The sequence below is a fragment of the Cyclobacterium qasimii M12-11B genome (genome assembly GCF_000427295.1).
In the GTDB taxonomy this organism is placed as follows: Bacteria; Bacteroidota; Bacteroidia; order Cytophagales; family Cyclobacteriaceae; genus Cyclobacterium; species Cyclobacterium qasimii.
Window position 1 is genome coordinate 16,696 of sequence record NZ_ATNM01000004.1, and the last position, 22,173, is coordinate 38,868.

The window sequence follows — 22,173 nt, forward strand, 5'->3', positions numbered from 1 at the left end:
GTTTTAAGAGTATTATATAAAAATTAAGGAAATAAGCAATACAATAATAAAGCCTGTAACAGAAATTATTGTTTCTAAAGTAGTCCAGGTTTGTAACGTTTCTTTCTCACTTATATTTAAATATTTCTTGACCAACCAAAACCCACTATCATTCACATGAGAGAGTATACAGGCACCCGCGGCAATGGCAATGCCTATTAAAGCTTTGTGCGGGTCAGACATATTCATGTCTATAATTATTGGAGAAATCATGCCTGCAGCGGTTACCATCGCTACGGTTGCAGAGCCCTGAATAATACGAATAATTACTGCAATTAGGTATGCCATGACGATAGGCGCTACGTTATAGGCAATGAAAACTTCTGCCAGTGCTTCCCCAGCTCCACTTTGAACCAAAATCTCTTTAAACATCCCTCCAGCGCCGGTAATCACAATAATCAATCCTGCAGGTGCCAAGGCCTTGTCGGAAAATTCAAGCAATTGTTTGGCCTTGTATCCTTTTCTATAGCCTAAGAAATACAAGGCCACCAATGTCGCTATTGTTAGTGCTATAAAAGGATGACCTAAAAACTGAGCCAATTCAAGCAGGTAATTGTCTCCATTTAAGTATCCTGTATCTACCAAAAGATCAGAAGTAGTAGCAATCAAAATCAATAGTAAAGGAAGAATAATTATAAAGGCTATTAAATAAAAATCTTGCTTGGAAGGATTGGTATTGCTTTCTTCTTTAAATTCAATGTATTCTGGAACAGGGACAAATATTTTCTTAGAGATATATCCACCAAATATTGGTCCAGCTAATATAGCACAAGGCAATCCTACAACCGCACCGAAAATTATCATCCAACCCAAGGGAGCATTCAAAATCTCTGCAACAGCTACAGGCCCGGGAGTTGGGGGTATAAAGGCATGTGTTACTGCCATCCCTGCCAATAGAGGTACTGCATAATGCAACAGGGACAAGCCTGATTTATTCGCCAAAGCATAAACCAAAGGAATTAAGATAATAAAGCCTACATCTAAAAACACTGGGATAGATACAATAAAACCTGTAAGCATCAATGCCCAGGAAGTTCTTTTCTCACCAAAACCCTTGATTAGAAAATGCGCCATTGTTTGGGCACCACCAGAGACCTCCAGCAGTTTTCCTAAAATCGCTCCAAGCCCTACCACAATCGTAATAAAGCCCAATATATCACCCATACCTTTTTGAAGGCTACCTATAAGTTCCATAAATGGCATTCCCGATGCCAAGCCTACAAAACAACTGGCAAGTAGTAAAGAAATAAAGGCATGCACCTTTAACTTCATTACCAGAACCAGCAATAGTAATATAGACAAAGAGGTAATTATAAAAAGATATAGCGTTTGATCCATGGGTTTATTAGGTAACTAATGGTGGTATAATAAAAATTGAAGGAGAAACCTTAAGGTTTATAATATTGCTTTTATACAGCGTCCTGATATGTTTTCATAAATAGCTCCAGGTGCTTTGTAAGTCCTTTCCAGTCTTTGTTTTGAAGGTAAGCCTTTGGAACAACTGCGCTTCCTACCCCTACTCCACTTGCTCCAGCTTTAAAATATTCTGAAAGGTTATCTATACTAACTCCTCCTGTAGGCAATAATTTAATGCTGTCCAGAGGACCTAACAAATCCTTGATATAACCCGGACCTAATGCACCAGAAGGAAAAACCTTCACCATATTGGCTCCTAGCTTCCAAGCGGTATATATTTCAGTAGGCGTGAAAGCGCCAGGAAACACAGGGACATTGTTAGTTACACAAAATTGAATGACTTCTTTGTCCAAAACAGGTGTAACAATAAATTGTGCACCAGCATCGAGTGCTGCATGCAGGTCATTTATGTCACACACGGTCCCTGCCCCAATATTAAGATCAGCACCAAATTCACTCACCAATCGTTCAATATCTTTGGTAGCATTCTTTGAGTTTAGGGTTATCTCCATAGTGGACAGTCCTGCAACTTTAAAACATTGGGCTACTTGTAACAGATCATTACTGTCTAAATTTCTAAAAATGGCGACGATGGGTGCTTTATTAAAAGCTTCCCAGGAAAATGTTTTTTTCATTGTTTATATTTTGATTCAAAACTTGAATTTGACCATGAATTACGGACTGGCTTACCCATTGATTGGGCAATACTTTGGCTTTAAGTCCTAAGGTTTCCATTCCCATTACATAATTGGGATGAAGTTTACCTTCCGAGCAAAGGTAAATGTTTGCCTCTTTTTCCTGCACCAAATTAGTGAGTTCATTCCCAATCAGCAAACCGCTTAAATAATGAAAGTTTTCCTCTTTGGAATATCGCCCAAACAATTCATTCGTTCTGGTATTAAAAAGTACCGATAACAAAGCATTTTCTGCACCAACCTTTATCCCTTCAGTGAAAACAGCTTTGAATTTTTCATTCTCGGAGGAGTTGAACGTTACGCTTTTAGACAAGATGCTCTTGTTTGCCATAAGGTGAAAGACCTCTCCTGTCATATAAGTCTTAAAGCCAGTCATTTGATTGTTATTTACCCAAATGTGTTTGGAATGCGTACCGGGTAAAATAAAAACACCATTTCCATCGAAATCCTCTAGTTGGCGGACAACCCCTATCAACTGGGTTTCTTCCCCTCTCATAACATTGTCAGCACTTTTGACACCTGATAATAAAAGCAAGGGATGGTTAAATCCTTCTGATGAAGGAAAATATTCTAAATTCATAGAAGTGCCCAAAGTATCCAAAGGTAGGTTGGCATAAGGCAATTCCTTTATACCTATACTGGATGAGGCCATTCCTGAGCAAACAACCAACATGCCATCCAGGTTGACATTGAGGGAATCCCCCATACTTTTAATTTCATCTCTAAGTATGCCAAAATAAAAACTTTCTCTGCTTATGCCATTTCCATTTTCTATAAAGGATTGATAAGTAGTCTGAATTCCAATTTCATTAACATATTCACCATTGATAGTAGCATCTTCTAAATTTACAAGCCTTAGCCTGAAGGAGCTCGTACCCCAATCACAGCTCAAAAATCTCATCATATATTTCGTAACATTGAAGCGAGTTCAAGGAGGGCATAAAATTCACGCAATCCTTCTGGTCAAACATTAACCACTCAATAATTAATTGAAATTAGGGAATTCAAACTGAATTTTGGAAACAGTGCCTAAAAAAAACACCAACTAAATGACTGAAGGTTTAAAAAAGTACGAGATGGTTCCAAAAACAAGTTCTTAGAACAACTCTCAGGACTAGAATTAGAAGTTATTTACTGAAAACGATAACAGATATACCTATTCATTCCCCACAGATTGGAGAGGATAGAAAGACCCTTTAAAGGGTTCTAATCTTTTTTATCGCCTCCAAATAACCCTTTAAAAAAGCCTTTTTCACTTTCCTCTTTTTCCACATTGGAGAAATTGATTGATTGCTCTATAGATGGTCTCAAGGCCTGAACAAAAGCGTTTCTCAAAATCAATAAGATGGCTTGGCCTGTATGGATATCCGGATTTTCAAAAGTATTCTCAATTAAAAGTTTAGAGCCAATTTGGTCTTCTCTTTGATTTTCAAAAAGCTCTGCGGCACCAGCGACAATTGTTTCCCAAAGAATTTGCAAGACATTGCCCTCTTCTTTGTTCCATTGCACAATATCTAGCTCCTTAATAAGCGGTTTAACGTATCCTTTGAATTTCCCACCCTTAGCTGCAAATTCTGTAAAAACATTAAACTCCCCTTTTTTCACATCAAAATTACCATAGGCACGCAAAAAATCATTCAAGCCCACCAAATCTACCTTTTCAATTTCGGCATTCATATCAAAAGTGGGTTGATCTGCCAAGGCGTTTAATTTTACATCTAAATTAAAGGTTCCTCCATATGCTAACCCACTTGCATTGATTGAAGAAGGTAAAGAATCACTATTAATTGGTTCGTTTGTCAGGTTTTCCGCCAAAATATCAAGCTCCTTGATAAACACATCTACTTTTGGTGAAGCCATATTGTCTATATAATGAATTTCACCCTGATTGATTTCAAAACGGTTTATATCTAAAGGCATCAAATCCCTTATTAATCCTCTGAAATCAGCCGTATCCTGTTTGACTTCAGGGTCATTTTTTTCAGTATTGACAAAGTTTAATTTAGGCTGATCCACTACAAGTTCACCCACAATCTTTCCTTTAAAAAGCGCATTCCAATGGATGGAAAGATCTACATGAGGACTGGTAAAAAATGGAATGCTATCAGCACTTTCCCTATCTTCTGTATCCCTTTTTAAAATTTCAATTCCATCAATCACATAGGCTCCCCTGATCAAGGCTATATCAATGTCCTCAACATTGCCAGTATACTCTTCCATTTCTGACAGTTGCTTGTTGACAAAATGGAGTACGATATCAGGCAAAAAAAGCCTAAATACAATTAATAGTACTATAATAATCCCCAGTATAATAGAAGTTTTTTTACGCATTTTGATGGTCCTATGTGAATCGTTTAATAACCTTTATGCACTTAACTAATTGGCGAACAAAAGAGCTTTAAATCAGTAAAATATTTTAAATATTCATTTACAAATCCGTTCATAAATTTTAAATCTTCTCACTTTTAACCAAGTCATCCAATAGAACTTTGGGTGAAAAAGTAAAAAGCATAAGGAATAGAAACAATATTTCTATAAATAATCCTTGTTTTATTGCAACCAAATTCTATGCCGAAAGTACCCCCTCCTGACATTGGCTAAATCCATACCCATCAACATAAAAATCTGCAAAAAAATAAAACGTCAATAGTAACTTTTGCGAATTTAATTATCATTAAAACAACTCAGTTATTTTAACGATAATTAACAAATATGAAGAATACACTCAAATATTCACAATCAATACAAGTAATCTATTGAAAAAATGATAATTGATATAATCTAATATAACTTTAATATTCCCCTATTCGAATCCCAATTTTAGATTATATCTTTTTAATGTTAAATTAAATTTATATCATTGGCACTAGATTTCTTAGTATTTTTCCATTTTACTCACACATCAAATGCATAAAACAAAATATCAAATAGCATTGTAACAGGCTAAATTCGTGTACGTTACCTCATAAAATACCCATAATCAAACACCTTATATAAATATTTTAAAAAAGAATAGAGAGATAGCGAAGGAAATTAGATATCCTTCACTAAGTAAAATTTTATAAAGATTCGGAAGAATTATTATAAAAAGTAATTGTGCAAATATTAATTATAAACCCAAATGTTATGAAAAAAAGTATACCTCTCCGGTGGATAGGATGTAAAAAATTATTCACCGGCATGCTACTGGCCTCTTTGACAACGAGTCAATTCATGGTTAACCCAGTAGTCGCAAATACCGTCTTTACTTCCGGTATTACAGCAACAAGTGATCTTTTGAAGGTCACCAAATCCCTTATAGTGGATGTACCTATTAAGGGTATTGTCACTGACTCCTCTGGCGAACCGCTTCCTGGTGTCACCATTTCGATTCCTGGAACCTCTATTGGAACAGTTACCGACATCGACGGAAGTTATTCCATGTCAGTACCAGAAAATGCCACCTTGGTCTTTTCCTTTATTGGATTCGAAAAGCAAAATGTTGCCATTGGCGGAAGAAGCATTATAAATGTGACATTGAGTGAAAATGTTTCTGCGCTTGAAGAAGTAGTCGTTATTGGGTATGGTACCCAGGAAAGAAAAGACATTTCTACAGCCATATCCTCAGCCTCTGCGGAAGACCTTAAAGACAGACCATCATCCAACTTTGCTCAATCTTTACAGGGTAAAATGCCAGGTGTCAGAATTTCAAACAACAACTCTGCACCAGGTGGTGGATCCAATATTGTAATAAGGGGTGTAAGTTCGATTAATGCGAGCAACAGCCCTTTGATTGTAATTGATGGTTTCCCTATCAAAGATGGTTACAACAAATCTGAAAACCCATTAAACTCCATCAACCCAGCTGACATTGAGTCAATTGAAGTATTGAAGGATGCATCCTCAAGTGCTATCTATGGTACTCAGGCTGCAAATGGTGTAATCTTGGTTACTACCAAAAAGGGTAAATCAGGCAAACCAAGCATTTCAGTGAATGCCACTACAGGTGTTCAATCAATGCTAAATAAAGTGGAAGTCTTAAACAGAGATCAATTCCTTCAGATGATGGATGAATCCAGGGCAGCTGCTTATGTTATTGAAGATCCAAATTTTGGCACCAATGATCCTGAAGCCCCATTATGGCAATGGACCGATTCTGATGAAACAAGAGTCAGTAACTGGACCAACTATTCTCAGTATTCTGCAGGGATGCAAGATCCTTACCAAATGTTTTACAGATGGATTACAGTTACTGATACTACAAAAAACAGCCCACACAATACCGATTGGCAGGATGTAATAAGCCAAATGGGTAAAACAAACGATATTCAGCTTTCTGCTTCTGGTGGAACAGATGACATCACTTACAGAATTTCAGGAGGTTATTTCAATCAGGAAGGTATCATTAAATCTTCAGGCTATGATCGTTTTTCTTTTAGAGCGAATATAGACATGAAGGTAAACAGTTACCTAAAACTAGGTTTGATGTTGGCTCCTTCTTTGGAAAACACCAAAGTATTGTCCAATATAGAAGGTGGCGGTACAAGTAACCCATTTTATAATGCCTTGGGCTTGCCTCCTATCTGGGCTCCAACAGACGAAAATGGCGTTCCACATTATTATGGAACAGAAGCCACCTACGAGAATCCATGGTTTTGGAACCTGGATTTTGCAGTTAACCCATTGTCCTCTTTTCAAATTGAAGACGAAAGAAGAACGGTTAAAAACTTAGCGACACTTTATGGAGAAATTCAACTGATGGAAGGACTGACTTTCAGGTCGGAATTTCATACTCAGTTCAGGTTTTGGGAAAGAAGTTATTTCCTTCCAAATGCAATGCCTACAGCAGCGCAACCTTTTTCCAGGTCTAGAGGAATCAATCAAGTTACTTCAAGTTTCAACTGGAATTCTCAAAATTTCCTGACTTATACCAAGAAGTTTAATGCACATTCATTAAACACCATGGTTGGTTATTCAGTGGATGAAGCCAGTTACAGAAGTACTTATATCAACAAATACGATTATCCTACAGATTTAATCCCAACATTGAATCAGGGTGTAACGATCGTTAATGCACAAAATGATGCACGTACCAATCGTTCAAGTGAATCCATGATTGGTAGTTTTGCTAGGGTTATATACAACTATGACAGCAAGTATTATTTCACAGGTAGTATCCGTAGAGATGGATCATCTAAATTCGGTAAAGACAACAGATGGGGTATTTTCCCTTCCATGTCCGTAGCATGGCGTGCCTCTGATGAAAACTTCTTTGAGCCTTTGAGAAGTGTCATCAGTGACCTTAAAGTCCGAGGTGGATGGGGTGTAATTGGTAATGCTGGAATTAGTAATTACCTGGCACTTAGCACACTTAATTCCGGAGCTTATGTTTTAGGAGCAGGATCAACTGTAGCTCCTTCTTATGTAGATGGTAAAGTTGCCAACTCATCACTAGGATGGGAAGAAACAACAGATTTCAGTTTGGGTACAGATGTAGAACTCTTCAACAGCAGGGTAATGCTTAGCGTGGATTATTTCCACAGACTTACCGAAAACATGTTGTTTAACTTGCCATTGCCAGTAGTTACAGGATTTAGTTCATTTATGGCCAATGCCGGTTCCATGAGAAACCGAGGTTATGAATATGCTATTTCTACAAGAAACATTGATGGTGTATTCACTTGGAGTACTTCTGCCAACTTATCTTACTACAGAAACAGGGTACTTGATATAGGTAAAGACAAGCGACCAATAATCAACAACAATGGCTATACTGCTGAAGACAGACCATTGGCAGGCATTTGGGGCTATTCAAACTTAGGTGCATTTGATGACTGGGAAGATGTAAAAACCTCTCCTATATTTAATCCTCACCAAGCTTTATGGAGCAAGCGTTCTGCACCTGGAACACCAAAGGCTGCTGATGTGAATGGAGATGGTATCCTGGATTCAAATGACCAGACAGTAATTGGACAAAACAACCCTACTTTTGTTTGGGGTATGACCAATAACTTTGCTTACAAGGATTTTGATTTTTCTGTTCATATCAATGGCGTAGAAGGTGGAGACCTTTCTATGGTTGAATTTGAAAGTATGCTTGGAAGAGGCGGAGGACGAAGAAGTATGACTACAGAATACTTCAACAATTACTGGACGCCAGATAGAACCAATGCAGCTTATGCATCCCCTACAAGAAAAAGTGCTGATGGATCCAGTGTATCTGGAAGCCTTTTATACAAAGGTTCTTATGTAAACATTCAGAATGTAGTCTTAGGTTATACTTTACCTAGGGAAATTGCCAACAGAGCCAATATTAGTAATTTACGTGTATACATGAGTGTCCAAAATGCTTTCTTCTTAACACAATATCCAGGTTACAATCCTGAGGTAAACTATCAAGGAAATTCAGCCTTGTCTCAAGGGATAGACAGGGGAGCTTATCCTTTGGCCAGAACCATCTCTTTAGGACTTAATTTAGCATTGTAAACAGCTCTCAATCATGAAAAAAATAATTAACATACTTATAATAGCTGTACTCCTCGTTTCTTGCTCGGAAGAATTCCTTGACAGACAACCTGAAGACACGCTTTCGACCGGTGCGTTTTACAACAACCCCGCAGAAATAAAAGCGGGCTTAATGGCCTGCTATGCTCCCTATCAGAATATTTATTCCCGATATGAGATGCCTCAATATTTAGAGATCTCCTCAGATGATGGAAAGGATGTTTTATGGCAAAGCAATGATTATTTGTTCAAGAAAAACTCTGGAAACTCCAGACCAAACTTTTGGAGAGATCATTATAAGGTCATTGTAAACTCTAATAATATTATTGACATCATTGACAATTACACTCCTTTAAATACTGCTGAAGCAAATGAAATAAAAGCCTACAAAGGCGAAGCAAGATTCCTTAGGGGATTGGCTTATTTCAACCTTGTACGCTTGTATGGAGATGTTCCTAAAGTGGTGGAAAGACTAGATGATCCTAATGTAGCCATTGGTATTGGCAGGACTTCTTTGAATGAAATCTACAACTCTGTTATCATTCCTGATTTGGAAGGTGCAATTGCCGATTGTCTTAAAAAAGGAGATTCAGAACTTACAGGAGAAGAAGCTAGAGCGACTAAAGGAGCTGCCATGACCATTCTTGGTAAGGTTTATCTAACGTTGAAAAACCATGCTAAAGCGGAAGAGGTTTTGAAAAGGTTGATCGTAGACAAAGAAGCTGGAAATTATTCTCTTTTAAGTGATTTCACTCAAATCCATAAGATGGAAAACAAGTTTAACGACGAGTCCATTTTCGAAATCAATTACAATGCTTCTTTGGGACAACCTAACTTCTTGTTTAAATGGATGACCAATGAGAATGGCTACCGTTTTGGAATTGCTTCCGGAGGTGGACCAATTGTGATGTTTAACTTGATGCAAGAATTTGTTGAGGACAATGATTGGATAGACCAACCAGACTGGACAAGATACAATGCAACGCTTGATTCAGGTAAATTGGAAGGCGGTAGCCCAGAATTACAACCTTGGCCTAAAAAGTTCACCCCAGAAACAAGTACGCTTGAACAATACAATGTTACGGGAACTGACTACAATTACATGGTGACCAGGTATGCAGATGCATTATTAATGTATGGAGAAGCTTTGGTTGGAAATAACAAAGCAAGTGAAGCATTGCCGTATTTTAACATGGTTAGAGAAAGGTCAGGACTTAATGGACTTACTGTTGACCAATTGGATATTGAGCAAATTCTTCACGAGAGAAGAGTAGAATTGACATTTGAAGGTCATCGGTTCTTTGATTTGGTAAGGACAGATAAAGCAATTGAAAAAATCTCCTATGCCTTAATGACCATAGTGGGATTTGATGCAAGAATATTCACCATAGAGCCTATTGAAGAATATCAGCTCTTACTGCCTATTCCTGTTGGGGAAATTCAAAAAGATGCTTCCCTTAATCAAAACCTAGGTTATTAATAATCTCAGCAACGATTTACTAAAACCAATGGACACGTTGGGGTTTGGAAATTAAGTTGCCACCAATTTAAATTTAAGAAAATGAAAAAGATAAAAAATTTAATAATAGTGGGGGTACTGGCTCCATTTATTTTCTTCTCCTGTCTGCAGGAGGACATCGTACCCGTGCCTACTGTCCAAGGCATTCAATTGTACATGACAGATATTGAAGGAAATGATTCCCTGATATCTCAACCTACAGTCAATAAAACTTTCCGCTTTGTGGTAGATACTGATGCAGACATTGCTACAGTTTGGCCAGGAGGTGAACGTCGTATTGTCAAGAAAGTGAATACGGAAACAGATTCATTGGATATGTTCGGTCATCCTGTCCTTATCGTAAGTGATTACTATATGGATTATGGTTTGGTGAAAGCAAGAGGTTATAAAACCGCATTGGGTGAAACCGGCTGGTATACTTCTTACACTTACAAAGAAAGTGGTGAGTTTAACGTAAATGTGGTAGTAACCAATCATGGTTACAGCAGTGCTGATTACAAACAGGTCGTGCATGAAGCCGGAACAGTAACTGTTCTACCTGAGTAAGCTTTTGTAAAGAATACTATTGAATTAAAAAGCCCTTTTCCATTAAATGGAGAAGGGCTTTTTTTATAATTTTTACTTTTAGAGCAAAATTTTAAAGCAATCTAATAATTGATACTTAATTAATACCATATACAATAAGCTTGGGTTTTTAGCTTAAAGTAAATGACATTTCACCACCCATCAAAGGATCAGATATACTGTCCTTGCCAAATTCCAACCGACCACAATACCTTCTACTAAAGGAATTATTCCCGCTGGTCTTTAAGGTAAAATCATACCAACCATTGCTTTTTACAGTAGGTACCCGAATCGGCTTACTCTCTCCGGCAGTCAGCGTTATAGATTTTTTACCATGATTATAGGCATTGTCTTTCACCTCAACCGTTACCTTCTCCTGAGAAGTGTTTTCCATACCAATGCTATACACGCCTGTCTTGTCTTTACCAGCTTCAGCAGTATAGGTGGAAACCAAAGTCAATTTAGGGTCCTTTTTATCCCCTTTAAACTCCCTGAAGAAACCGTTTGGTCCATAAACCTGCAAATGATAAGCCTCCCCTTCAAAAGAGTCTAATGGCCATTCATAATTCAAACTATCTCCTGCTTTTACTGCAAAGGACCAGTTTAGAGCATTTTCAAAAGTATTCGTTTTTGGATTTTTATAAGCACCAGGTGCGTATACTGTAAAGGGAGCACCCAGGGCTTTCTTACCAAACTTCTTATTGGATGCGGCTAAATCAAGGACTATGGATTTACTGGAATGCTTAAATTCACCATCTACATACAGTTCATAAGCAAGTGCATTGGACGGTTTGGTTCCCGGCTCTTGTTTTGGCATCAAAGGTGACTGCAAATGACTGTTATTAATCAGGCTCACTTCATTGTCTGTCAAAACTTTAAAGTTGTCTGGAATGTCTTTATAACTGGCGTTGAGAATTTTCTTGACATGTCCTTCCATGGTCAAGAAATTGGGTAAATCAATCTTCTCCCCATTAAAAGGCCTGAAAACTGAGGTAAGGTCTCCACTTACCGTCCTACGCCATGAGCTAATATTGTCTTCCTTGATTTTTTTACCTGTTTTATGGGACAAAAACTTTTCCATAAACATAATAGTAGAAGATACATCGCAAACTTCAGAATTAACCCAGCCTCCTCTACTCCAAGGTGAGGCAACAATTAGAGGCACTCTATATCCCAAACCTACTGGACTTTCACGAACATCTTCAGCATCCATTCCTGGGTAATTTTCTTCCTGCTCTTTAAAGACAAATTCAGTCCTGGCATCTATGCCTTTGGATACTTTTCCTGCACTTGGATCATTCGGTTTTGGTGGAACAAATGGTGGAACATGATCAAAGTAACCGTCATTCTCATCGTAATTCAGTATAAATATCGTCTTTTTCCAAACCTCGGGATTTTTGGTAAGAATTTCCAGTGCTTCTGATACATACCAGGCACCATACCATGGAGCAGAAGGGTGATCAGAGAAATTCTTTGGGGCTACTAAATAGGAAACTGTTGGAAGATTTCCAGAATCAACATCTTTCCTAAATTCGTGAAATATATCTCCCTTAGGAATCTTTGTTGACCTTTTTTCGCCATCTTCCTCATACTCCAGCACCTCCGTTTTATGGTAATCCGGATCTGCAATATTTGTAGTGAAAGCTCGCTGATGCATTTCCTTGTCCTTAGCAGATAACTTTTCAAAAGCTTCCGGACCGAATTTATCGATGGAGTTGTTAACAAATGCTATTGCCTCTTTTTTAGAGGCAATTTCTTTTTTTATATCGGCTTTATCTGTTTCAACTGCCGTGGCAAGTGAAGCTTCCAATTTAGAAATTTCCGCAGGAAGTGTCTGTTTTTTATGCTTCAAAAACGCATAATGGCCTGGCGTATACCTCACCTCAAATTGCTTGAACCATTCCAGGTTATTGTCAGTAAAATTGGACAACCAAGAACTGTCATCTCTGTCAAGCATGGTTGTTAAACTCACTTCATTTTGGTATACTTTCCATGGAATACCATTGTCTTGTAAGCGATCAGGAAAAGTTTTCCAATCTACTTCTTTTCCATAGGTATGTTCCCCATTTCTTACCAAGGGTTTTTCTCCTACTTTACCGACCGTTTTACCTGCCCAGTGAAAATTTCGGTTGGTGGTGGTACCAGTTAGTGCTCCACAAAAATGCTGGTCACAAACAGTAAAGGCATCAGCAAAGGCATAGTAAAACGGAATATCCTGACGTTCATAAAACCCCATCGTCATGGGAACATGTTGGTATTCCTTTCTACCTGGTCTTTTGGCTTCTATCCAGCCATCATATTTACCATTGTTCCGCGCATCCACTTGATTCTCCCAAGAGTGAGGAATATCACTCATCCAGGTCGCTTTGGTCTCATTTATATTAAACCTAAAAGGCGTAAAAGCATTTCCTTTATTGTCTCGTTGTAACCAAACTTTGTCTTTGTTAGGCAATGAAATAGTTCTTGGGTCATTGTAACCCCGAACACCTTTTAATTTCCCAAAACAATGGTCAAACGACCTGTTTTCTTGCATCAATAAGACCACATGTTCCGCATCTTCAAAAGTGGTCCCTGGGTCTGGGTTAATTGCCATTGCTTTTTCAATGGATGCAGGCAATACGCCCCATAGGCCCATTCCTCCAGAAAAAAGTGCCGCTTTCTTTAGAAAATCTCTTCTATTTTCATTCATAATTTAAACGCTAAATAAAAACAAACTTATTTATTAATAAGACAGAAATATGGAATAGGCGAGTATTTCGTGATGAAATCTTTGATTACATATGCCTATTGCATTTCCCGGCCTTAAATAATTGATGTTAAGGATCTTCAATACCTTAAGTTAACAATAGATATTTTTAAGTAAACAAAAAGGGGGAAAATACTCCCCCTTTATACTATATTAATTGACGATCATACTATTCAACATCCCACCAAACACGAGTGGTAATTCTATCCTCACCTTGAGCCGCAACAGCATCAAGGTAATTCTGCTTATTAAGCGCTTGAACACCAGTCGGGTACATAAACCTCACAGGAACGGTAGAGATATACGCCGCTGGCCCAGGATTAATTTCAGGAATTCCTGTTCTTCTCCAATCAAACCAACCTTCCAAGCCATTGAAAAATAAACTTAGCCATTTTTGAGTGCCAATTTTTTCGAGCTTTTCTTCTGAAGAACCGGAATATTCGACACTGTTTTGCGTAAAGTAGCTTTCTTCTGGCTGTAAGACATCTGCAATTTCACCTAAATTGGCTACTCTAAGTCTAGATTCGTAATAATCGAATGAACTACGAATGCCATTTTCATAATAGGTAGCCGCATCTCCTGTTTCGATGTATCCTTTCTCTTTGGCTTCTGCCAAAATAAATTGGACTTCAGAATAGGTCATAAAAAGAGATTGATAACCTATAGGGGAAGCATCGTCTGAACAAGCCAGACAGGAAAAGAAAACCCCTACCCTGGATATGTGATTGGAGCCTCCTAATTCAGGATCACCTGTAGGCGAATAACCCACAGCATCTTCATCGGCCAATCCGTTTGGAACTCCAGCATAATCCTCTTCTTCACCTATTAAACCCGCACCACTGTTATTGGTAGGCTGAAAATAAGCGTACAAGCGATTGTCTTTCATACCCTTAAGGTAGGACTCGACAGTGGTGCTTAATCGATACTCATCAAATGAGCCTGATCTGGTAGTGTAAAGCGCATGTTGGTTAGGTACATCCTGTAAATGCTGTAAGGCCGCATTGTCCTCATTCCCTTCAAAAATGGGGAATTGAGTAGGATTAGAAACGATTTCCTGCATGCCTGCCGTAGGATCTTTTTTATCAGAAATTCTAAGTAAAGCTCTTAAACGAAGGGAATTAGCGAATTTTTTCCACTTCATTAGATCGCCTTGAAATAAAATATCTCCATCTACACTTTCGGTAGAAGTTCCCAAAATTTCATTGGCCAATTCCAAATCCTGAATAATACCTTCATATATAACTTCCTGACTATCAAATTTGGGATAATTGATTTCTTCTTTAGCACTTGTTGCCTCTGTATAGGGAAGATTTCCATAAGCATCTGTCATGAAGGCATACATGAGGGATTTCACTACAAGGGCTACGCCTACATAATTGTTTTCACCCAATTCACCAGAAATTTCAATTACATTATTAACATCCCTAAGTGAGTTGTAATAAATATTGTAAGGGTCTCCCTCAGGGCCCCAATTGTAACGGTCCTCATTGGTAAACTGAATCTTCGCAGTGTATTGCATGACTACATTACCAATTCCCCATGCCTGACCTGCCGACTCGCTTGCCGCATTTCTTATAATATTAGGCAATAATAAAGAGGACGGAACTTGTTCAGGGCTATTTGGATTTTTGTTTACTTCTTCAAAATCCTTGTCACAACTTACCATTGCCAGTAACAGACAGAAGGACAATCCGTGTATTAATTTATTGTATATCGCTTTCATTTTTCTTTAGATTTAATCAATTAAAACTTAAGATTAAGGTTAAAACCTATACTTCTGGAGGAAGGCAAAGACATGTCTTCAACTCCAGGAATAAGTGTTCCACCGCTCATTGCCATTGTCTCAGGATCAAAATGAGGGTTTTCTGTCCATAATGCTAGATTTCTGGCTACCAAGGAAAGCTTGGCCTCATGAAAAGGCAGTTTACCCATAGCAGATGTTGGAATGGAATAACCAAATGTCACTTCTCTTAATTTAATAAATGAAGCATCATACTTAGCGGCTTCAACATTACTTCTTTCATAATATCGATTGTGCCAATCTCTTGAACTAATCTTAATCGTGTTTTCGACAAATGAGCCATCTTCATTTTGGATTACACCTGGGCTAACAATGCCGTTGCCTTCTAAGGACAAATCATAACCATTTTCACGCCCATAGAGTGTTTCCGCCAATTGGCCTGAAGTGCTACCAATGGTTTTGGTTCTGGAAACAACTATCCCTCCATATCGGATATCAAATAGAAACCCAAATGAAAATCTTTTGTAATTGAAACTATTTTGAATGCCCAGCATCCAATCTGGGTTATAATTACCCTGATAAACCAATTCAGAACCAGTCAATGGAGTTCCAGATGTATTGTGGATAATTTGACCGAAGAATGGGCTGCTCTCATCTTCTACCCTACTAAAGCCATTCCCATATATGTTCCCCATTCTTTCTCCAATTCTGGCCTGTATAGTGGCCCCATTGGCTCCTACCATACTATAAGTAGTCAGATCGTCTGTTAATTCTAAAACTTTACTTCTACTTCTGGTAAAATTGGCCATTACATTCCAATTCAATCCATTGATGTTTTTAACAGGTGATCCTGAAAGAACCAATTCAATCCCATTGTTTTGGATTTCTCCAGCATTAATTATTCTAGAAGCATATCCTGTAGAAATATCAAGTTCAATAGGAATAATCTGATTTTTAGTTCTATTGTCATAATAGGTGAAATCCAATCCCAATCGTCCTTTCAAAAACCGCATGTCCATACCAAACTCAACAGAACTGGTTCTTTCTGGTTTAAGGTAAGCATTGGCCAATCGATTGGATTCTGTTTTACTTTGAATAGATCCCCAGGCAGTAGCCGGGTTATATACATTTGTTAAACTGTATGGATCTGTATCATTCCCCACCTCAGCATAGGCAGCTCTGACTTTGAAAAAAGATACTGCATCTGGTAAAATAACCATATCTGATATAATTCCACTCATCGTAAAAGATGGATAGAAATAGCTATTGTTATTCACTGGAAGGGTACTTGACCAATCATTTCTTCCAGTTACATCAAGAAATAAAATATTGTTATAACCAATTTGTCCAAAGCCATACAAAGAATTGATTCGCTTTTCAGAGACTGCATGTTCTATCTGAAGATTTACAGCAGTATTGGTGAAATTATAAATTTCTGGTATCAATAATTGTGGGGCCATAGTGCTTTGAAACCTATTCTCCTGAACCATTTGATTACCTCCAACAGAAAAAGTATAGGACCACTTGGCTTTCTCAGTATCCGAATAGGTTAACAAGAAATCACTGTTCCGCTCACTGAAATAAACCGCATCTTCTCTGTAACTACCCAAGGGGAACCGCTGCGTACTAAAGGCCCTCTTTCTATCTCTTAAGTCGTTGTACAGATCAAGTCCAGTCCTAACCATCAAATTCAATTTATCTGTAAACTTGTAGTTGGCCATTACATTACCATACACACGGTCTTTGGTTTGACCGTTCGTATTTTCATAAACATTAAAATATGGATTGTCATGGTAATTGTAATTGTAATTAAATTGTTGTCTACCTTCCATTCCAGGCATCCAATAATTCTTTAAACTATTGGTATTAATTTGCCTTCCATACCAAATCCACAAATACATCAAACTTTCTGTTCCATAACTAATACTTGGTCTGTTATCACTTGTGGATTTTTGATAGTTTATGTTGGTATTAATCGTTAGCCTATCTGTAATCATACTTGTTCCACTAAAAGCAAGAGTATTACGTTTCAGGTCAGTATTTGGCACTGTTCCTTTTTGATCAAGATTGGTCCATGAAAATCTGAAATTAGATTTTTCATTTCCTGAGGAAATGGCCACATTATTGGAAAGTGTAACTCCGGTCTCAAAAAAATCGCTAATATTATTAGGGTTTGATATCCATGGCGTTGGGGTAATAGTGCTTCCGGCAGGAGCATTAAGATCTCCACCTCTAAAACCAGCTACATCCCTAGGTGAATCGAATTGAGGAATCATGGATCCCACATCCAATGCAGGCCCCCAACTTTCATCCACACCATCGGCGTTTCCTGAACCCGCACCATCTACAAAGGCAAATTGCCCATTGTTTCCTTGCCCATACTTGTTTTGCCAATCTGGCAATTTCAATGGATTGTCAAAGGTTACATTGGAATTTATTGAAACTCCTAAACCTTTTTATTCTTACCAGACTTAGTGGTGATTAAGATTGCCCCATTTGCTGCCCTAGAACCATATAAGGCTGCCGCCGCGGGTCCTTTCAAAATACTCATCGACTCTATGTCATCCGGATTAATTTCTCCGGCTGGGTTACCATAATCAACTGGTTGATTTCCTGAACCTGAAGACCCCACAATATTGTTACTTATAGGTACTCCATCCACGATGAATAGCGGTTGGTTGTTATTAATATTCAGAGAAGATTCTCCCCTTATGGTTACCCTCGTGGATCCACCTACCCCACTTGAAGAATTGGTAATCTGAACACCAGCCACACGGCCACTCAATGAGTTCATCACATTCGTTTCTCGTGCTTCTGTAAACTTATCTCCACTTACTGCTTGCACTGAATAACCTAGTGCTTTGGTTTCTCTTTCCACCCCTAATGCTGTAACGACTACCTCGCTCAGTTCTTCGGATGAATAGTCTAAAATCACATTGACAGTAGTTCTATTTCCAACCACAATTTCCTGTGATTGGAAACCTATAAAGGAAACCACCAATATAGATTCATTTGAAGGAACGACCAATTCAAACTGCCCATTCAGGTCAGTGACTGTTCCTGTTGCAGTTCCTTTAATAAGGATAGAAGCGCCTAAAACTGGTTCTGAATCACCACTTTCAGTTACTGCTCCTTTAATTGTTCGGGATTGGGCAGATGCCAATTGGCAGGAGACCCCACAAATTAGCACTGTCAAAAACAGCCCTTTGAAAACTGTAGGAATCGAATCCCTAATACTGAGTAATAATTTCTTCATAATTAACAAGGTTTAAGTATTAAAACAAGGAATACCCAAGGACCTTTTGGAGGGTCCTTAATTAAAATTAAAGAAGATTAAATAATCGTTGGTTTTTGATCGCAGCTATAATTCTTGCCGAAAAGGTGATCGTCTGCAGAGCAGCAAAAACCTCATTGACAATAGGTTACACACTAAATATAATTAATAATTATACTTCAAATGATAATACGTTGCAAAAATGATCAATTAAACCATCCACTAATTAAACCACCGTTTAATAAACCATGAACATTATTGCCTGAAAATTAATAGTAAAATAAAACAAAAACCTATCTAATTAAGGATCAGCGACTATCCTCTAATATGATAAGCTTTTGGTTGGGTAAAAGCACGGATACCCATGTAAGACAAGGTCACTCCCATCCCTGAATTTTTCCTTCCTGTCCAAGGTAGGTTTGGACTTACCCGGTCACAACAGTTGACATAAACGGTTCCAGTAGGTAATTTTTCTACCAGTTGCTTCGCTCTTAATTCGTCACCTGAGAACACTGCAGCAGTCAGCCCATAAGAAGTGTCATTCATCAATTCAAAGGCTTCCTCATCATTTTTCACCTTTTGAATCCCTATGATAGGTCCAAATGATTCTTCCATCATAAGGTCCATGCTATGGTCCACATTTGTTAAAACAGCAGGGATCAAATAATACCCTTTATCTCCCCATTTTTCTCCTCCATAAAGCACTTCAGCTCCTTTATTCTTAGCATCAGTAATCTGTGAAAGAATGACATTCATTTGATCAGCTCTGGTGAGTGGCCCTATAAACGTTCCCTCCTCATTAGGATCACCAATTTTATAGGTAGATACTTCATCCACAAAGGCAGCTACAAATTCATCGTAAATTTTTTCGTGGACATATACCCTTTCAACGGCACAACAGCTTTGGCCATTGTTGTAAAATGCTCCCTCAGCAGCATTGATTGCTGCTTGTTTAACATCTGCCACATCCTCCATCACATACAAAGGATCTTTACCTCCCAATTCCAACTGCACGGGCACCAATTTGGAAGCTACTTTTTGCGCAATGTATTTGCCTGTTTTATAAGACCCAGTGAAGAAATAGCCATCCAGATCTGCTTCCAACAACAACTCTCCCACTTCAGCTCCACCAATAAAGCATTCAAATGCATCTTTTGGAATCCCTGCCTCTAAAAGTAATTCACGAAATTTTAGCCCTGTAAGCGAGGCAAACTCTGAAGGTTTATAGGCTACAGCATTGCCTGCCAATAGCGCATATAAGAACACATTGTACCCTACATTGTACGGAAAATTCCAAGCAGAAATATTGGCAATAACACCTAATGGTTCGAAAACTATCTCCTCTCTTGTTCCACCTTCTTCCGTTATGATTTCTTTTTGTAACCATTTGAGCGCATCCTTTTGAATGTGGTCAATTCTATTTTGTGCCCCTTTGATCTCATTTTTGGCTTGTTGAATAGGTTTACCCGTCTCCGAAGTCAAAATCTTCGCCAGCTCGTCTAAATTCGCCATTACCAAGTCACCATACTTTTTGACAATGGCTATTCTTTCTTCCAAGGGTACAGCCACCCACTTTTTCTGTCCTTCTTTTAAAGCGGCTATTTTATTACTTACCTCAACAGCTGTATCTTCTGTAAGCTTTTCAATTGTGCTACCTGTAGCAGGGTTTATGATATCCATTTTTTATTGTCTTTTTACTTTGTCTATAAAATATTCATACAGTTTTAGTGGATCCAAAAGCGGTGCTCCTTTACCTACCGAAAACTCTGGGTGCCATTGCACTCCAAGTACATTACCCTCCTTGTTTTGCAAGGCTTCTATAATGCCATCTTCCTTACTCATTGCCAAGATTTCCAACCCTTCGCCTATATTTTTTATCCCTTGATGATGTACAGAATTCACCACTGCTTTACCAACACCAGTGTATATTGAATCCAGGGTTTTGCCTTTTTCAAAAACTATTTCATGAATTAACCCATCGTATTTTTCAGCATCTCTGTGCTGTATGGCTGCTGGCATTTGGGTAGCGATATCCTGGTACAAACTTCCACCGAAATAAACATTCATTAGCTGAAAGCCCCTACAAATTGCAAGAACTGGTTTCCCCTGTTTCACTGCGTAATCCATTATTCTAAGTTCATAGGCATCCCGGTAAGCATCTCCCAACCATTTCCCCTCAACTATTGGCTTCTCGTTATAAGTTTCAGGAGCCAAATCGGAGCCTCCTTGAAAGACAAAACCATCAAGTTCCTCCAAAATCGGTTTTAACTGATTCATTGGTAGATCTGGCAATAATACAGGAAGAATCCCTTTCTGAGACACATAATTAAACATGTCGCATTCTACATAAGCCAGATTTTTAGGTCCAAATACGATCCTAGATGGCTCTTTATACATGAAACATGCACTTATTCCAATCTTTAGCATAATCTATAGGGCAAACTTATAAATGGATTTAAAGTCTGCTTCAGTTACCCGTTTAGGATTGTTTGGATGACAAAAATCTGCAATTGCTAATGAAGCCAGGGTATCGATATGCTCTTCCTTCACCCCTATTTCTGATAGTTTGGAAGGCAATCCTAATTTTTCATTCAAATCATTGATATAAGTTATAAAGTTTTTGCCTTCGCCTTGTTTTAGCCCTATCATTAGGCCCATTTGTTCGTACCTGTCCTCAAATCCCTCATAGTTAAAGGTCAAACCATGGGGTAGATTAATGGCATTTGCCAACCCATGGTGGGTATCCAATAAGCTGGACAATGGGTGCGCCAAACTGTGTACAATTCCCAATCCTTTCTGAAAGGCTATCGCACCCATCATAGATGCCATTAACATCTTGCTTCTGGAAACCAAATCAGGTTTCAGTGTAGCTGTTTCTATGGATTCACCTATTAATTTAATTCCCTCCAGCGCAATGCCACTACACATTGGATTCCAGTTTTTAGAAAGATACGCTTCAATATTATGGGTAAGGGCATCCATTCCTGTCGCTGCAGTGACAAATGAAGGCAAATCCATGGTAAGCTCAGGGTCTGCAAATACTATTTTGGCCATTAGGGTTGGCGCAAACAGGATGCGCTTCTTCTTGCTTTCATCTTCAGAAATGATGGCACTTCTTCCTACTTCACTTCCTGTTCCAGAGGTAGTAGGAACGGTGATAAAATGCGGTATAGGTTCGGTTACGTATTTGTCTCCTCCTATCAAGTCATCGTAATCCATTAAATCTCTGTGGTGATTAATGCTAAGCGCAACGGCTCTTGCTACATCTAAAGCCACTCCTCCTCCTATTCCAATAATGGCATCCCTATCGGTAGATTGGTACAAAGCTTTCCCTTTAAGCACATCCGACTTGACTGGATTTTTATGTACATCTGAAAAAACTTCAACAGACAAACCAGATTGGCTTAGTTCGCTTACTATCTTTTTAAAAAACCCAAGCTCTCTAACTATAGGATCAGTAACCAATAGTGGTCTTTTTAATTGGTTTTGTTTGAGATAATCAGACAATTCACTGATAACGCCTACTCCAAAACGTATGGCAGTAGGAAAACTGAAATTAAATTTTTGAAGAATATCCATTTTTATAAATGAAAACTTTAGTGATAAAACTTAAGAAATTACGATTAAACTCGAAATCCTTTTTGAGCTAAAATCGAACAAAGATCAGACAACAGTTGGTTTACTGTATAACCTACA

At 38.2% G+C, this 22,173-nt stretch carries 14 protein-coding genes; 3 read left to right on the plus strand and 11 right to left on the minus strand.

All coding sequences use genetic code 11. From position 1 onward, the window contains the following. Positions 1–12 precede the first annotated feature (12 nt). From ADICYQ_RS00470 to ADICYQ_RS00485, 4 genes are all read right to left on the minus strand, one after another. Positions 13–1,377 carry a GntT/GntP/DsdX family permease gene (locus ADICYQ_RS00470; RefSeq protein WP_040413676.1) on the minus strand — a complete coding sequence of 455 codons (1,365 nt, stop codon included), beginning with the start codon at positions 1,375–1,377 and terminating at the stop codon, positions 13–15. Between the two features lie 71 nt (positions 1,378–1,448). Beyond that, on the minus strand, positions 1,449–2,090 hold the full coding sequence (locus ADICYQ_RS00475; protein WP_020891189.1) for a bifunctional 4-hydroxy-2-oxoglutarate aldolase/2-dehydro-3-deoxy-phosphogluconate aldolase: 642 nt from the start codon (positions 2,088–2,090) through the stop codon (positions 1,449–1,451). Continuing rightward, positions 2,059–3,054, minus strand: coding sequence for a 2-dehydro-3-deoxygalactonokinase (locus ADICYQ_RS00480; protein ID WP_040413678.1), 996 nt, complete (start codon positions 3,052–3,054; stop codon positions 2,059–2,061). The genes ADICYQ_RS00475 and ADICYQ_RS00480 overlap by 32 nt, the downstream gene beginning before the upstream one ends. A gap of 302 nt (positions 3,055–3,356) precedes the next feature. Then, positions 3,357–4,481, minus strand: coding sequence for a DUF748 domain-containing protein (locus ADICYQ_RS00485; protein ID WP_040413679.1), 1,125 nt, complete (start codon positions 4,479–4,481; stop codon positions 3,357–3,359). 795 nt (positions 4,482–5,276) lie between these two features. On the opposite strand from ADICYQ_RS00485, the gene ADICYQ_RS00490 reads away from it, so the two are divergent. The 3 genes from ADICYQ_RS00490 (at position 5,277) to ADICYQ_RS00500 (ending at position 10,698) form a co-directional block, all read left to right on the plus strand. Continuing rightward, on the plus strand, positions 5,277–8,615 hold the full coding sequence (locus ADICYQ_RS00490; RefSeq protein ID WP_081652258.1) for a SusC/RagA family TonB-linked outer membrane protein: 3,339 nt from the start codon (positions 5,277–5,279) through the stop codon (positions 8,613–8,615). Positions 8,616–8,628: 13 nt separating this feature from the next. Continuing rightward, positions 8,629–10,113 carry a RagB/SusD family nutrient uptake outer membrane protein gene (locus tag ADICYQ_RS00495; protein ID WP_040413682.1) on the plus strand — a complete coding sequence of 495 codons (1,485 nt, stop codon included), beginning with the start codon at positions 8,629–8,631 and terminating at the stop codon, positions 10,111–10,113. Positions 10,114–10,194: 81 nt separating this feature from the next. After that, complete coding sequence (locus tag ADICYQ_RS00500) at positions 10,195–10,698, plus strand: hypothetical protein (RefSeq protein WP_020891195.1); 504 nt, start codon at positions 10,195–10,197, stop codon at positions 10,696–10,698. Between the two features lie 148 nt (positions 10,699–10,846). Here ADICYQ_RS00500 and ADICYQ_RS00505 read toward each other — a convergent pair whose 3' ends face one another. From ADICYQ_RS00505 to ADICYQ_RS00530, 7 genes are all read right to left on the minus strand, one after another. Beyond that, positions 10,847–13,405: a phosphocholine-specific phospholipase C gene (locus ADICYQ_RS00505; RefSeq protein ID WP_020891196.1), complete on the minus strand. Its 2,559-nt coding sequence runs from the start codon at positions 13,403–13,405 to the stop codon at positions 10,847–10,849. 226 nt (positions 13,406–13,631) lie between these two features. Then, positions 13,632–15,185, minus strand: a complete 1,554-nt coding sequence (locus ADICYQ_RS00510) for a SusD/RagB family nutrient-binding outer membrane lipoprotein (protein WP_020891197.1) — start codon at positions 15,183–15,185, stop codon at positions 13,632–13,634. 20 nt (positions 15,186–15,205) lie between these two features. Continuing rightward, positions 15,206–17,611 (minus strand): TonB-dependent receptor domain-containing protein, encoded by a 2,406-nt coding sequence (locus ADICYQ_RS00515; protein ID WP_020891198.1) that lies wholly within the window; start codon positions 17,609–17,611, stop codon positions 15,206–15,208. Between the two features lie 38 nt (positions 17,612–17,649). Next, a complete protein-coding gene (locus tag ADICYQ_RS27965; protein WP_020891199.1) occupies positions 17,650–18,459 on the minus strand; it encodes a TonB-dependent receptor plug domain-containing protein in 810 nt (269 codons plus the stop codon). Positions 18,460–18,792: 333 nt separating this feature from the next. Further along, the gene (locus ADICYQ_RS00520) at positions 18,793–20,157 is read right to left on the minus strand and encodes an aldehyde dehydrogenase family protein (RefSeq protein WP_020891200.1); all 1,365 of its coding nucleotides are present in this window, start codon (positions 20,155–20,157) and stop codon (positions 18,793–18,795) included. Between the two features lie 3 nt (positions 20,158–20,160). Next, positions 20,161–20,904, minus strand: coding sequence for a gamma-glutamyl-gamma-aminobutyrate hydrolase family protein (locus ADICYQ_RS00525; RefSeq protein WP_040413684.1), 744 nt, complete (start codon positions 20,902–20,904; stop codon positions 20,161–20,163). Positions 20,905–20,907: 3 nt separating this feature from the next. Next, positions 20,908–22,056 (minus strand): iron-containing alcohol dehydrogenase, encoded by a 1,149-nt coding sequence (locus ADICYQ_RS00530; RefSeq protein WP_020891202.1) that lies wholly within the window; start codon positions 22,054–22,056, stop codon positions 20,908–20,910. Positions 22,057–22,173: the final 117 nt, after the last annotated feature.

Bases quoted from the DNA above. Each gene is read 5' to 3' on its own strand.
- ADICYQ_RS00475 (WP_020891189.1), bottom strand. From the start codon at position 2,090: ATGAAAAAAACATTTTCCTGGGAAGCTTTTAATAAAGCACCCATCGTC.
- ADICYQ_RS00485 (WP_040413679.1), bottom strand. From the start codon at position 4,481: ATGCGTAAAAAAACTTCTATTATACTGGGGATTATTATAGTACTATTA.
- ADICYQ_RS00500 (WP_020891195.1), top strand. From the start codon at position 10,195: ATGAAAAAGATAAAAAATTTAATAATAGTGGGGGTACTGGCTCCATTT.
- ADICYQ_RS00505 (WP_020891196.1), bottom strand. From the start codon at position 13,405: ATGAATGAAAATAGAAGAGATTTTCTAAAGAAAGCGGCACTTTTTTCT.
- ADICYQ_RS00530 (WP_020891202.1), bottom strand. From the start codon at position 22,056: ATGGATATTCTTCAAAAATTTAATTTCAGTTTTCCTACTGCCATACGT.
- ADICYQ_RS00490 (WP_081652258.1), top strand. From the start codon at position 5,277: ATGAAAAAAAGTATACCTCTCCGGTGGATAGGATGTAAAAAATTATTC.
- ADICYQ_RS27965 (WP_020891199.1), bottom strand. From the start codon at position 18,459: ATGAAGAAATTATTACTCAGTATTAGGGATTCGATTCCTACAGTTTTC.
- ADICYQ_RS00525 (WP_040413684.1), bottom strand. From the start codon at position 20,904: ATGCTAAAGATTGGAATAAGTGCATGTTTCATGTATAAAGAGCCATCT.
- ADICYQ_RS00520 (WP_020891200.1), bottom strand. From the start codon at position 20,157: ATGGATATCATAAACCCTGCTACAGGTAGCACAATTGAAAAGCTTACA.
- ADICYQ_RS00480 (WP_040413678.1), bottom strand. From the start codon at position 3,054: ATGATGAGATTTTTGAGCTGTGATTGGGGTACGAGCTCCTTCAGGCTA.
- ADICYQ_RS00470 (WP_040413676.1), bottom strand. From the start codon at position 1,377: ATGGATCAAACGCTATATCTTTTTATAATTACCTCTTTGTCTATATTA.
- ADICYQ_RS00510 (WP_020891197.1), bottom strand. From the start codon at position 15,185: ATGAAAGCGATATACAATAAATTAATACACGGATTGTCCTTCTGTCTG.
- ADICYQ_RS00495 (WP_040413682.1), top strand. From the start codon at position 8,629: ATGAAAAAAATAATTAACATACTTATAATAGCTGTACTCCTCGTTTCT.